This is a genomic window from Streptomyces albidicamelliae, assembly GCF_025642175.1.
GTDB classification, from domain to species: Bacteria; Actinomycetota; Actinomycetes; order Streptomycetales; family Streptomycetaceae; genus Streptomyces; species Streptomyces albidocamelliae.
Window position 1 is genome coordinate 6,552,416 of record NZ_CP106795.1, and the last position, 12,425, is coordinate 6,564,840.

Annotated in this window: 11 protein-coding genes; 3 read left to right on the top strand and 8 right to left on the bottom strand. The window is 74.1% G+C overall.

Going from position 1 to position 12,425, the window contains the following annotated elements:
* Positions 1–238: 238 nt before the first annotated feature.
* Positions 239–1,447, bottom strand: a complete 1,209-nt coding sequence (locus N8I86_RS29635; protein WP_263279107.1) for a pyridoxal phosphate-dependent aminotransferase — start codon at positions 1,445–1,447, stop codon at positions 239–241.
* Positions 1,448–1,534: 87 nt separating this feature from the next.
* Here N8I86_RS29635 and N8I86_RS29640 point away from each other — a divergent pair, with 87 nt between their 5' ends.
* Positions 1,535–2,161: a winged helix-turn-helix transcriptional regulator gene (locus tag N8I86_RS29640; protein WP_263279108.1), complete on the top strand. Its 627-nt coding sequence runs from the start codon at positions 1,535–1,537 to the stop codon at positions 2,159–2,161.
* 66 nt (positions 2,162–2,227) lie between these two features.
* Here the strand turns inward: N8I86_RS29640 and N8I86_RS29645 are convergent, their stop codons facing one another.
* The 3 genes from N8I86_RS29645 to N8I86_RS29655 are packed head-to-tail and all read right to left on the bottom strand — an operon-like array spanning position 2,228 to position 5,841.
* A complete protein-coding gene (locus tag N8I86_RS29645) occupies positions 2,228–3,028 on the bottom strand; it encodes a hypothetical protein (RefSeq protein WP_073897851.1) in 801 nt (266 codons plus the stop codon).
* The gene (locus N8I86_RS29650) at positions 3,028–4,290 is read right to left on the bottom strand and encodes a VWA domain-containing protein (protein ID WP_073897157.1); all 1,263 of its coding nucleotides are present in this window, start codon (positions 4,288–4,290) and stop codon (positions 3,028–3,030) included. The genes N8I86_RS29645 and N8I86_RS29650 overlap by 1 nt, the downstream gene beginning before the upstream one ends.
* Before the next feature lie 9 nt (positions 4,291–4,299).
* On the bottom strand, positions 4,300–5,841 hold the full coding sequence (locus N8I86_RS29655) for an IucA/IucC family protein (protein WP_263279109.1): 1,542 nt from the start codon (positions 5,839–5,841) through the stop codon (positions 4,300–4,302).
* 173 nt (positions 5,842–6,014) lie between these two features.
* On the opposite strand from N8I86_RS29655, the gene N8I86_RS29660 reads away from it, so the two are divergent.
* Positions 6,015–7,514, top strand: coding sequence for an IucA/IucC family protein (locus tag N8I86_RS29660; RefSeq protein WP_073897151.1), 1,500 nt, complete (start codon positions 6,015–6,017; stop codon positions 7,512–7,514).
* A 49-nt stretch (positions 7,515–7,563) separates the two neighbouring features.
* Here the strand turns inward: N8I86_RS29660 and N8I86_RS29665 are convergent, their stop codons facing one another.
* Positions 7,564–8,268, bottom strand: coding sequence for a haloacid dehalogenase type II (locus N8I86_RS29665; RefSeq protein WP_123440142.1), 705 nt, complete (start codon positions 8,266–8,268; stop codon positions 7,564–7,566).
* Between the two features lie 311 nt (positions 8,269–8,579).
* Here N8I86_RS29665 and N8I86_RS29670 point away from each other — a divergent pair, with 311 nt between their 5' ends.
* Positions 8,580–9,140: a TetR/AcrR family transcriptional regulator gene (locus tag N8I86_RS29670; RefSeq protein WP_073897145.1), complete on the top strand. Its 561-nt coding sequence runs from the start codon at positions 8,580–8,582 to the stop codon at positions 9,138–9,140.
* 43 nt (positions 9,141–9,183) lie between these two features.
* Here the strand turns inward: N8I86_RS29670 and N8I86_RS29675 are convergent, their stop codons facing one another.
* The 3 genes from N8I86_RS29675 to N8I86_RS29685 are packed head-to-tail and all read right to left on the bottom strand — an operon-like array spanning position 9,184 to position 12,138.
* Positions 9,184–10,827: a helix-turn-helix domain-containing protein gene (locus N8I86_RS29675; RefSeq protein WP_317633625.1), complete on the bottom strand. Its 1,644-nt coding sequence runs from the start codon at positions 10,825–10,827 to the stop codon at positions 9,184–9,186.
* 31 nt (positions 10,828–10,858) lie between these two features.
* Positions 10,859–11,467: a cupin gene (locus tag N8I86_RS29680; protein WP_263279111.1), complete on the bottom strand. Its 609-nt coding sequence runs from the start codon at positions 11,465–11,467 to the stop codon at positions 10,859–10,861.
* Positions 11,464–12,138 (bottom strand): class II aldolase/adducin family protein, encoded by a 675-nt coding sequence (locus N8I86_RS29685; protein ID WP_263279112.1) that lies wholly within the window; start codon positions 12,136–12,138, stop codon positions 11,464–11,466. Before N8I86_RS29685 ends, N8I86_RS29680 begins: the two co-directional genes overlap by 4 nt.
* Positions 12,139–12,425 lie beyond the last annotated feature (287 nt).

Genomic DNA, 12,425 nt, shown 5'->3' on the forward strand with positions numbered 1-12,425 from the left:
TCGTTGGAACCGGACCAGGGGGAACGGCGGTGCGGCGCTGGTCAGGCGCGCACCGGCGGTCCGTGTGACCTGTCCTCCGCGGCGCGTGGCGCCCGGGGCGGAGGCGCTCCCCCGGTCATGAGGAGCGATCTTCGCACACGTGCGCGAAAAGGTGCCACCGAGGTGACGGCTCCCGCGGCACCGGCCGGGAGCTCCTGTGACACCGACGGCGGCTCCCGCGCACCGGGGGCCCGCCGCCCTACTGCCGGTATCCGCCGAGGAACCGGCCGATCCGGCCGATCGCCGCCTCCAGGTCGTCCGCGTGCGGCAGCGTGAGGATGCGGAAGTGGTCGGGGGAGGGCCAGTTGAAGCCCGTGCCCTGCACCACCTGGATCTTCTCGCGCAGCAGCAGGTCGAGGACGAACTTCTCGTCGTCATGGATCGCGTGCACCTTGGAGTCGATGCGCGGGAAGGCGTACAGCGCGCCCTTGGGCTTCACGCAGGACACGCCGGGGATCTCGTTGAGCCGCTCCCAGGCCACGTTCCGCTGTTCGTGCAACCGGCCGCCGGGCGCGGTGAGTTCGCTGATCGACTGGCGTCCGCCGAGCGCGGCCTGGATCGCGTACTGGGCCGGCGCGTTGGCGCACAGGCGCATGGAGGCCAGCATGTTCAGGCCCTCCAGGTAGTCCTTGGCGTGCTGCCTGGGCCCGGTGACGGCCAGCCAGCCGGAGCGGAAACCCGCCACGCGGTACGTCTTCGACAGGCCGCAGAAGGTGAGGACCACCAGGTCGGGGGCGAGCGCGGCGGCGGAGTGGTGGACCGCGTCGTCGTACAGGATCTGGTCGTAGATCTCGTCGGCGAACACCATCAGGCCGTGCCGGCGGGCGAGGTCCAGGATGCCCTCGACGACCTCCTTCGGGTACACCGCGCCCGTGGGGTTGTTCGGGTTGATGACGACCACGGCCTTGGTCCGGTCCGTGATCTTCGACGCCATGTCGGCCAGGTCCGGGTTCCAGTCGGCCTGTTCGTCGCACAGGTAGTGCACGGCCTTGCCGCCCGCGAGGGTAGTGACGGCGGTCCAGAGGGGGAAGTCCGGTGCGGGGATGAGGATCTCGTCGCCGTCCTCGACGAGCGCCTGTACGGCCATGGAGACCAGCTCCGAGACGCCGTTGCCCAGGAAGACGTCGTCCACGTCCACTTCGAGGCCCAGGTTCTGGTAGCGCTGGGCGACCGCGCGCCGGGCGGAGAGGACACCGCGCGAGTCCGTGTAGCCGTGCGCCCGGGGCAGCATCCGGATCATGTCCTGGAGGATCTCCTCCGGCGCCTCGAAACCGAAGGCCGCGGGGTTGCCGGTGTTCAGGCGCAGCACGCTGTGCCCCGCCTCCTCCAGGGCGTTGGCGTGCTCGATCACCGGGCCGCGGATCTCGTAGCAGACCTCGCTGAGCTTGTTCGACTGCCGGAACTCCATGCGCCGCTTCCCCTCCGGTATCTGGTGTTACTTGGTTTTACCAAGTGTGAGCTTGGAAAGTCCAACAACCCGTCTAGACTGCGCCGCATGTCACCTCGCCGAAGCTACGACCAGTACTGTTCCGCAGCCCGCGCCCTCGACCTCGTCGGCGACCGCTGGACGCTGCTGATCGTCCGGGAGCTGCTCGCCGGGCCGCGCCGCTACACGGATCTGCACGCGGACCTGCCGGGCGTGAGCACGGACGTACTCGCCTCCCGGCTGAAGGACATGGAACGCGACGGCCTCACCACGCGCCGCAGGCTGCCCCCGCCCGGAGCGGCGTACGTGTACGAACTCACGGTGCGAGGACGGGAGTTGCTGCCGGTGCTGCGGGCTCTGGGGAGCTGGGGCGAGGCCGAACTGGGGGAGCGGCGCCCGACGGACGCGGTGCGCGCCCACTGGTTCGCCCTGCCGCTGCTGCGTGCCCTGGAGGGCGAGGGGGTCGTCGAAGTACACCTGGACGAAGGCGACTTCCATCTGTTCGTGGGCGCCGAGGAGGGGCCGGTGTACGGCGACGGGCCCGCCCCGGCCGGGTTCGACGCACGGCTCGCCCTGGACGCGGCCACCTGTGAGGCCATCGCCCGGGGGCAGGCGCGCCTGCCGGACGCGGTACGGGACGGCCGGGTGACCGTGACGGGCGACGGCACCCTCGCCAAGGCGCTCCAGGAGGCATGAGGGGGGAACGGAAGAAGGCCCGCCGGGCGGGCGGGCCTTCTTGTGTGTGGGGGGGGCGGTGGGCGGTCAGGCGCCCGGAGGCACCCGGGTGGGGCGGCCCGAGCCCCGGGTCAGGGCGTACCCGCCGATGCCGGCCAGTGCGGCCAGCACCGCGCCGATCCCGGTCCACACCCAGCGGTCGGACCACCAGCCGGAGGACCAGCCGTCGTCCGAGCCGAAGCTGGACAGCACCGCCGCCTTCGAACCGTCCTTCTCCTCGTCGGCCTTGACGGCGATGCCGGGCACGAGCGGCTTGCCGAGCGAGCCGTCGACCGCCGCCGCGCCGCCGATGTCCTCGGAGTCCACGCGGACTTCGGCGCTCACCGGAAGGCCGAGGTCGGAGGAGCCGAGGTCCAGCACGGTCAGCCGGACGTAGTAGGTGCCCGGCAGCGGGTCGTTCGCCCAGGGCTCCGACCAGCCGCGCACCGTGCGCAGCACACAGGCGAGCTCGACCGAGGAGGTGCCCTGCGCGGCGGTGCGGGACTGGGCGCCGTACTGGCAGGCCTGACGGCGCCGCAGTCCGTCGTACACGTCCAGCTGCCAGGTCTGCGAGCCGTGCGTCTCGGGCAGCTTCACCGTCGCCTCGACGGTGGGCCGCTGCCCGGTGTCCGCCGGGAACGACCAGTACAGGTAGTCACCGGTCGAGCCGGACGCGGTGGCCCGCTGCCCCTGCTCGATCTCCGTGGCCGTGCGGAAGGAGGTGCCCGCCTGGGTGGGGGCCTTGTCGTCGCCGGAGGCGCTCGGCGAGGGCGAGGAGTCGGCGGCGGCCGGCCCGGCGGCCAGCCCCAGCGCCAGCAGCGCGGCGCCCAGTATCCGTGTGATACGCATCAGTTCGTCCTCCAGACGGCGACCCGCCAGCGCGACAGCCAGCCCCACAGCAGACCGGCGACGAAGCCGATCAGCACCAGCACGCCCAGCAGCCACCAGCCGCGCCCGAGCCCGAAGGCGGCCACGTCCCGGTGGCCCGTCGGCCCGTCCACGACGTCGACGGTCAGCTCCAGCGGCAGACCGGGCGTCGTCTTCACGCCCGCGGCGGCCGAGAACGACTGGGTGACCTGGAGGCACACGGTCTCGGCGGGCGCGCTGTCGTCGTCGCTCTCCGCCGTCGGGTAGCGCAGACCCGTCGAGATCACGTCGGTGCGGCCGGTGCCCGCCGCCTCACCGCGCACGATCTCCCGCCCGTGCAGGGTCACCGCCCGCAGCAGCACCCCGTAGTGCGGGTTCACGGCCCGGTCGTCCGCCACGCTCACCGAGGCGCGCAGCTCCTGGCCCGGCTCGACGTCCACCTTGTACCAGCGCTGCTGCCCGAACTCCTCGCGGTCGGTGTACAGCCCGGACTTCAGCGCCGGTGCCTGCTCGCACCGGTCCGCGCCCCGCGTCGCCACGGGCGTCACCACCGGATCGGCCGCCCGGTCGACCAACTGGCCCACCCGGTCGCTCAGTTCCTCCTTGTGCTGCACGGAGGTGTAGGTGCCGCCGGTCGCGTCCGCGATGCAGCTGAGCTGGTCACGGGTCTTCGCGTCGGGCACCAGGCCGAGGGTGTCGATGGTCAGCCCGATGCCCTTGGCGGCTATCTCGCGGGCCACCTCGCACGGGTCGAGGGGCTGGCAGGTGTCCTCGCCGTCGCTGATCAGGACGATACGGCGGGTGCCGTCACCGCCGTTGAGGTCGCCCGCCGCCTTCAGCAGCGCGGGCCCGATCGGCGTCCAGCCGGTCGGCGACAGCGTGGCCACGGCCGTCTTCGCGTCGGTCCGGTCCAGCGGGCCGACCGGGTAGAGCTGTTCGGTGTCCTTGCAGCCCTCCTTGCGGTCGTTGCCGCGGTAGTTGGCGCCGAGCGTGCGGATGCCCAGCCGCACCTCCTCCGGCGTCGCGTCCAGCACCTCGTTGAACGCCTGCTTCGCCGCGGCCATCCGGGTGCCGCCGTCGATGTCCCGGGTGCGCATGGAACCGCTGACGTCCAGGACGAGTTCGACCTTGGGGGAGGCCTGCTCGGTCTCGTCGGCGACCGCACCGGCGGGGAAGGCGAGCCCGGCCGTCAGGGCGGCGAGCAGAGCGCAGACGCCCGCCGCCAGCCGTTGTCTTCTGATCATCGGCGGATCCTATTGATCAGACGGTCCGTGCTCCAAAACGAGCGGGTTCGGCAGCGACGTCCACTGGTCCCCCGGCGTCCCCGGGGACAGCCGCATCAGCGTCAGCGCCTTGGCCGGCACCGGTCCTTCGCGCAGGGCCCGCAGGCCGGCGGTGTCCGGGAGACCGGGCAGCGCCGCGGCGAGGGCCGCGCCGAGCGCCGGTCCGGAGCCCGCCGTACCCGCCAGGGCACCCGCCACCAGCGAGCCGAACAGCTTGCGCCGCAGGGCGGTTTCGTCGTCGGTGACCAGCCGGCCGGTGAGCGGCGGCGGGGTGATGCCGTGGGCGGCCAGGCGGGCGGGGCTGATCCGGATGTCGGCCAGATCGCGGTAGACCAGCCGCCGCGGGGTGCCGTCGGCCGACAGGACGACCAGGAGGTTCTGGCCGTGCGCCTCCAGGGCCACGCCGAGATCCAGCAGGAACAGGCCCACCGTGAGCGCCAGCCGCGCGAACCCGGCCAGCCAGTCAGGGGATCCGGGCAGCGAGGTGGTGGCGAGGGCGGCCACCGGCAGGACGTGCTCGTCCGGCGCCGCGTACTCCTCGGGCGACTCCCGCAGCAGTGCGGCCAGGTCGGCGGAGTGTGCGGTGACCGCTCCCAGCGTGCGGGTGACGTGCAGCAGCCCGCCGGTGCGCGCGGCCAGCTCCTCGCCCAGATCGGACAGGGGCGCCGCGGCCCGCACCGAGTACGGGGAGATGTCCCGCACCGAGGAGGTCAGCCGGGCGCTCAGCGCGGTCTTCACGTGCGGCCCGTCGGGCACCGCCAGCGTCCGCAGGGACATCAGCGGGTGGGCCGGCCGCCACGGGGCGCACGGCCGCCCCAGGACGTGCGCCGCCTGCCACGGGTGCACCGGCACCAACAGCCGCCCACCCTCGCGGAGTTCCTCAGGCCACTCACCCGTCGCCAGGCACCCGGCGGCCGGCACCGCCACCGCCGACAACCGCACCACCGGCCGGTGCTCCGGACCGTACGCCAGCTGGTCCCCCACCGAGAAACCGGGCCGGGAACGGCAGTTGGGATGGAAGGGGTGCCCGTCGACCACCCGCTGCTCCCACTCCCAGTCCCTCCGCCGGCCACCGGCCGGGGTGATCTCCACCGGCCATCCCTTCGGGTGATCCGCGCCCGCCCGCGACAGCGCGAGCGACGCCACGCTGTCCGCCAGCTCGGCCGCGAAAGCGGACCCGTGCGACACCCCCAGCGCCGCCATCAGGGCCGCCGGATCGGCGTACCGCTCCTGGCCGAGGCGGACGCCGGTGACGTACGCGCTCGTGGCGTACGGGTCCGCGTGCGGTCCGTACAGCGTCCGGCCGTCGGCGAGCCGCAGGGCGAGGCCGTGGGCGCCCCGCACCCGGCCCGCGCACCACGGCAGCGGCTCGTGCGCGAGCGCCCGCCACAGCCTGGTCAGCACGGCGGCGCGGGCGCCCGGCAGCTCCGCCGCGTAGCGGGACAGCAGGTCCGGCCGTACGCCGGCCAGCTCCTCGGCGACCTCGGCCTCACGGGTGGGGGGTCGGTGCACGGTCGGCTCCTCGGATACACGGGCAACGGGCACGATTGTCAGGGAAGACCGACATACTGATCACCACCGGCTCCCGGACGACGAGCGAGTCGTACGCGGTGTGCGACGGACCCGTCCCGCGCCGTGGAACACCGCATGCGCAACGCCGCGATCGGCACCTGGACGAAGAACGAATGGATCGCGTGGACCACACACCCCCCACCGGCGCCGTCGGCCCCCGCGCCGACGCATACGCCGCCGCGCCGCTGCTCAACTGCCTGCTGCGCGAGGTGGCCGAACCCCTTCCGGACGCCGGGACACGCCGTGTCCACCGGCTGCCCAGCGGGCGGCTGCTGCGCGTGCGCGCCGGCCGGCGCCCCGCCGACCCCGAGGTCCACCGCGCCGGTGCCTGGCACCCGGTCGGCCACACCGAACTGGTCAAGCTGGTCGCCGAGGAGCTGCGCCGGCACACCGGACTGACCGGCGGCGACCTGCCCGCCGAGATGATCGACAGCCGGGACGCGGTCGCCGCGCTGCTCACCGCCCGCGAGCGGGCGACCCCGCCCGGCGACCCGTACCTGCGCTCCGAGCAGTCCCTGCTCACCGGACACCCCCACCACCCGGCCCCCAAGGCGCGCGGCGGCGGCCCGGTCGCCTCCTGGCTGCCGTACGCCCCCGAGGCCCACGCCCGCTTCCCGCTGGTGCTGCTCGGGGTCCGCGAGGACCAGGTGGCCGAGGAGGGCGACACCCGTGCCCTGGACGCCCTCGGCACCGCACCGCCCGGCTACCGGCTGCTGCCCGCCCACCCCTGGCAGCTCGCCCTGGTCGCCCGCGAACTCGCGCCGGCGCTCGCCGACGGACGCCTGCTCCGCCTCGGTACGACCGCCTTCGACGCCTGGCCGACGGCCGCGGTCCGCACGGTGTACGCGCCCCGGCGCGACCTGTTCCTGAAGTTCAGCCTGGACGTGCGCATCACCAACGACGTCCGCCGGCTGTGGCGCCACGACCTGCGGCGGCTGCGCCGCACGGACACCGCCGCACGGCACGCCTTCGCGGCGATGGGCCCGCCCGCCGCCTGGCTGAGCGACCGCGGCTACCGCACCGCCGCGTTCGCCTTCGAGGAACTCGCCGTACTCGTCCGCGACGGCCTGCGCGGCCATCTGCTGCCCGGCGCCACCCCGCTGCTCGCCGCGGGCCTCGCCGAGGGCTTCGACGGCAGCCCCGCGGCGGCCACCGCGGACCCGGCGGCCTGGTGGGAGGCCTATCTGCGGCAGGTCGTCCCGCCCGCCCTCACCGCCTTCCACGACCACGGCGTGGTGCTGGAGGCCCACCTGCAGAACACCCTCGTCGCCGTGGACGCGGCCGGCACGCCCGTCCAGGCACTGTTCCGGGACGCCGAGGGCGCCAAGCTGCTGCCGGACGTCTCCCGCGCCGCCGGCTGGGAGCGCCTGGTGTACTGCCTGGTCGTCAACCACCTGAGCGAGATCGCCGCCGCCCTCGCCGAACACCACCCGGGCCTGGACCCCTGGCCCGCCGCCCGCCGTGAGCTGGCCCGGCACGACCTGCCCGAGATCCCCGCCCTGCTCACCGCGCCCACCCTGCCCGGCAAGACCAACCTGCTGCTGCGCTGGACGGGAGCGGACGGCGCCGAAGCCCGCTATCTGCCCCTGCCGAACCCGCTGCGAGCCGGCTGACGCGACGGCCGCCCCGGCAGGGGGAGGGAGCCGGCCCCGGCCGGACCGGTCAGCCGCCGCCGCGGTCCGACGTCAGCACCTCCGCCAGTTCGGCGAGGCTGCCGGCGCGCCAGTCGAAGTCGTCGGAGGGCAGCGGTGGATCACCGACCGGGCGCCGCACGTAGGCGGTGCGCATGCCCAGCCGCTGCGCCCCGCGCAGGTCCCAGGCGTGGGCGGCGACCATCAGGACGTGCGCGGGCGGACGCCCCACGACGTCGAGAGCGAGCCGGTAGACCTGCGGCGCCGGCTTGTAGGCGCGGGCCTCCTGAGCGGAGAGGGCCTGGTGCCACCGCAGTCCCGCGTGGCAGTTCAGCCGGAGCAGCGCCGCCCGGCTCGCGTTGCTGAGCCCGAGCAGGGGGAAGCGCTCCGCGAGACGCGCCAGACCCGCCACCGAGTCGGTCCAGGGCTCCAGCCGCTGACCGGCGGTGGCCAGCCGGTCGACGGCCCCGGCGTCGGTGAGCCCCGCGTGGCCGGCGACGCGTTCCGCCGCCTCTCGGTCGATGACCTCGCTGTCGGCGTACGGGCGGCTGCCGTCGGCGATCCGCCGCTGCTGGCTCTCGACGTGCTCCTGCCACAGGGTGCGCAGCCGCTCGACCGTCTCCTCGCCGGCGGCCGGCAGCGCCTCGCGCAGGGCCGTGCGCAGCCCGCCCGGCTCGTCGACCATCGTGCCGAGGACGTCGAGGACGACCGCCTCGACGCCGGAGTTCGGTGGCATCCGTCTCCCCTGGTCTGCGTAGGGACGCGGCGCGGGTGCGCGTGCGCGGCCCAGCGTGCCCCGGCGCGGTGCCGCGGACGCCGATTGCGCCATCGGCGGCATGTCGGGAAGGGGTCGGGGAGGGGTCGGGAAGTGCCCTGCCGCGGGCGCGCGTTGAGGGCGCGCGGCGAGGTGCGCCTCCGCGTTCCCGGGGCGCTCGGTGACTGTCGGAACTATACCGATCGGTGTACCGTGTGGCCGTGACTGTTGGCAACGGCACCGCAGGCCGAGGCGGCAAGAGGCGCGGGACGCAGCATCTGACCCCTGCGGGCGTGAGGATCCTCGAGACCGCGTCTCGGCTCTTCTACGAGCAGGGGATCCGTGCCGTCGGCGTGGAGGCGATCGCCGAGGAGGCGGGCGTCACCAAGAAGACCATCTACGACCGGTTCGGCTCGAAGGAACAGCTCATCGTGGCGTACCTGCGCGCCCGTGACGGGCTGTGGCGCTCCACGCTGGTGAAGCACGTCAACGGTCACGACGGACCGGCCGAGCAGAAGATCCTCGCCACCTTCGACGCCCTGCGCTCCTGGATGCGGGAGCGCAACTCGCGCGGGTGCGCCTTCATCAACGCCGCCGTGGAACTGCCGGAGGACCACCCCGGGCGCAAGGTGGCCCGCGAGCAGAAGACCTGGCTCCTCACCTACCTGGAGGACCTCGCGAGGCAGGCGCGCGCCGCCGACCCGGCCGCGCTGGCCGCCCAGGTGCTGATCCTCCACGAGGGTGCCTGCGTCGCCGACTCCATGCACTCCGTGGACCAGGCCGTCGACCGTGCGGCGCACATGGCCGCCGTCCTGGTCGACACGTCCCTCGCCGGGGAGCTCGCGCGTTCGTGAGGAACGCCGCCGCCCGGCCGGGGCGTCCCCGCCCCGTGTCCGCCTAGGCGACGAGCGAGGACAGGGGGGCCGCACCCGTGGTGACCCCGTCCAGGGTGGAGCGCAGTGCCTGGATGTGCCCGGCCTCCTTGTCCATCTGGCGTGCCAGGTCCGCCGCGTAGGTCCGCAGCAACTGGTGCATCAGGTAGTGGCGTTCGTCCTGGCGGTGGATCAGGTGCATGCTGGCGAGGCCGCGCAGCATGCGCGACGCCTCGTCCTGGCTGACCCCCGCGGTGGCCGCGGTGGCGTCGGCGTCGATGAGCCGGCTGGGCAGCAGACCCAGAAGGCGGAACAGACGGGCACTCTGTTCGTCCAGGGCCCGGTACGACGTGGCGAAGGCGTCGCGCAGCACGACATCGCCCTCGGCCAGGTTCAGCCGGGCGCGTTCGGGCTTGAGTTCGCGGGCCAGGGCGTCGGCGCTGCGCTGCTGACGGCTCACGATGTGCTCGCCGGCCAGCACCAGGGCCAGCGGCAGCCGGCCGCATCGATCGGCCAGCAGGTCGACGGCCCCGGGGTCGGCGTCGGCCCGCGGGTCCCCGATGATCGCCCGGATCAGCAGGGCGGCCTCCGGCTGGCACAACTCGGTGAGCCGCAGCGTGGCCGCCTCGGCCACGGACATCAGACCCGGCAGGCGTGAACGGCTGGTCACGACCACCGCACATCCGGGGGAGCCGGGCAGCAGCGGGTAGATCTGCTGGGCGTCCGCCGCGTTGTCCAGCACCAGCAGCATCTCGCGGCCGTGCAGGTACGAGCGGAACGTCGCGGCCCGCTGGTCCAGATCGGCCGGGATCCGGTCGGCGGGGACCCCCAGCGTGCGGAGCAGGCCGGCCAGCACGTCGGACGGGGTGGCCGCCGTTCCCGGCCCTGGCCCCTGCAGGTTGACGAAGAGCTGGCCGTCGCGGAAGTGACCGCTGTTGACCGCGTGATGCGCCCACTGGACCGCGACGGCGGTCTTGCCCACGCCCGGCAGTCCGCTGATGACCGCCACCGGTACGGCGAGGGTCTGCTCGGCCCCTCGCAGCAGGCCGTCGAGATGCCGCATCTCCTCCTGCCGCCCGACGAAGTTGCGCTTGGCCGACGGCAGTTGACCGGGACGCACCCAGCCCTGCTGCGGCCGGGACGCGGACTCCAGGGCCAGGGCGATGGTGGCGAAGGTGGTGCCCGCGTCGAGCGCGCGGTCGCAGGCCCTCGCGAAGCTCACCGACGGGGGCCGCTTGCCGTTCTCGATCTTGCTGACGTGGCCCCGGTTGAAGTGCGCACGGTTGGCCAACTGGCTCAGGGAGAGTCCTCGTTGCTGTCGGAGGGAGCGGAGCAGTTGCCCGAAGGACGCCGGCTCGCCCGCACTCGGTGGGCAACCGGTCTCCTGGCGCGACGCGCGCATCGGTGTGGTGCCCTGTGCCGGTTCCCGTACCACTTTCGAGCCCCCTGAGATCGTGAAGACGGTTGCGAGTGGCCAGTCCCGGAGGGGAGTTGGCCGGGTCGGCGGATTCCCCGACGGCCGCGCGTCCAGGGGAGTCCCTGTCGCGGGTCGGCCCGCGAGGTCCGTGCCGCGAGGTCCGTGCCGCGACCTGGCACCGGACCGCCGGCGCGCCGTCGAGGTCAGCGCGCGCCGGTGACGTCGACGCCCGGTCTGCCGAAGGCGCGACATCGGCCGGTCCGGGACCGGGGACCGGCGCCCGTCATCGTGGCGCCGCCAGCGCGTCGAAGCCGGGGAACCGGGCGGCGAGGCCGTTCGGCAGGCACCGCGTCCCGGCGCCGCCCGCGCCCTGGCGGAAACGGATGGCCGTGTACCGGGGGTCCGCACCGGCGTCGAACCAGTGGGCCGTACGCCCGGGTACGGACAGCAGGTCCCCCGCCGTGCAGAGCACCGCGTGCACCGCACCGGAGACATGGAGGAAGAAGCAGGCCGAGCCCGCCACGACGAACCGCACCAGGTCCTGCTCGTGGAGGTGCTCACCGGGGCAGTCCTCGCAGAGCGCCTGATCCGGGCCCGCCGGTGGGGGATCGTGCCCTGCCGCGGCCGGACCGTGCGGTCCCTCCGGCCCTTCCGGCAGACGGGCGATCTCGACGGCCCGGTAGCCGCTCTCGGCGCGGACATGGTCGATGTGGCAGCGGTACGCGCGGGTGATGGCGGCGTCGTCGGCCTCGGCGGGAAGCCGGTGCGCGGCGTGCCATCTGCCGAAACGCACGCCGATCCAGAGCAGTTCCCTGCGGATGACCTCCTCGTCGTCGGAGCGCAGCCGCACGTCCGCCGGTGCCTCCACGGGCATCACCTGAAGGAGCGTCACCTGGCCCACCCGGCCGGGTCCGGGACGCCGGCGCCGGACCCCAGCGGCGGGCGGCTCCCCTCCTCGACCCGGTCCAGCGCGGCGAGCGCCTCGCCGAGGTCCCGGCCCCAGGTGAACACGCCCAGGCCCGTCACGAGGAGAGCCGGCGGCGCGCCTGCGGCGGTGCCGCCGAGGACGGCCCGCACGGCGTCGGCCGTACGGCCGGGGTCGAGCCGTTCCGGCGGGTCCGGCAGCACCGTCGGCGTGAAACCGGCCGGGCCAGAACGGAGGTGAGGCTCAGCCGCGGGAGGGCCGGCGTGTCCCGCGCCGCCGTCTCCCGCGCCGGCGTCGAGCGCGTCCGGCGCGGTGCCGCCCGCCGCCCGCACGTGCACCACCGTCTCGCAGTCGGGCAGGTAGCCGTGGAGTGCGAGGTGGACCGGCGCCTCGGCGCAGGGCCACTCGGTCTCACCGAGGAGCGGCAGCCCTTCGGACGGGTCGACCAGGACCGTGTCCCGGGCGTCCGCCCGGCCCTTGTCGAGGTCCTGTGCCGTGATGAGGACCGCGTCGCCGGAGCGCAGGGACAGGCTGCCGGACGTTCCCGGCATCCAGCCGCTCCGGTGCAGCCGCCGGACCGTGACTGCGAGCCGTTCCCGCTGTCGCTCGGTGTCCTCGCGGAGGTAGAGGGGTTTCACGGGTGAACTCCCCTCGCGGGTACGGGCCGGGGGGCCGTCGTGCGGTGTCCCGCCTCCCGTGGGTGCCGAGGTGGAGCGGCGGCGCGTGCGCGGCCGCGTGGTGCGGGGGGTACCGCTGCCCCGGTGGTCGCCGTGGCCGACCTGTGGAGCGACACGTTCCCATCTCCTTCGTGTGGGGGGAGGTGAGGCGTATACCAACCGGTATAGCTACATGCTATGGATTCGATCTTCGCGGTGTCAACGGCGCCCCGAGCAAGCTGACTTGAATGGTTCCTCCGGTTGCGGCA

What these genes read in the sequence shown, in the direction of transcription:
- N8I86_RS29635 (WP_263279107.1), bottom strand. Translation starts at nt 1,447, where the DNA reads ATGGAGTTCCGGCAGTCGAACAAGCTCAGCGAGGTCTGCTACGAGATC.
- N8I86_RS29640 (WP_263279108.1), top strand. Translation starts at nt 1,535, where the DNA reads ATGTCACCTCGCCGAAGCTACGACCAGTACTGTTCCGCAGCCCGCGCC.
- N8I86_RS29645 (WP_073897851.1), bottom strand. Translation starts at nt 3,028, where the DNA reads ATGCGTATCACACGGATACTGGGCGCCGCGCTGCTGGCGCTGGGGCTG.
- N8I86_RS29650 (WP_073897157.1), bottom strand. Translation starts at nt 4,290, where the DNA reads ATGATCAGAAGACAACGGCTGGCGGCGGGCGTCTGCGCTCTGCTCGCC.
- N8I86_RS29660 (WP_073897151.1), top strand. Translation starts at nt 6,015, where the DNA reads ATGGATCGCGTGGACCACACACCCCCCACCGGCGCCGTCGGCCCCCGC.
- N8I86_RS29665 (WP_123440142.1), bottom strand. Translation starts at nt 8,268, where the DNA reads ATGCCACCGAACTCCGGCGTCGAGGCGGTCGTCCTCGACGTCCTCGGC.
- N8I86_RS29675 (WP_317633625.1), bottom strand. Translation starts at nt 10,827, where the DNA reads ATGTCGCGCCTTCGGCAGACCGGGCGTCGACGTCACCGGCGCGCGCTG.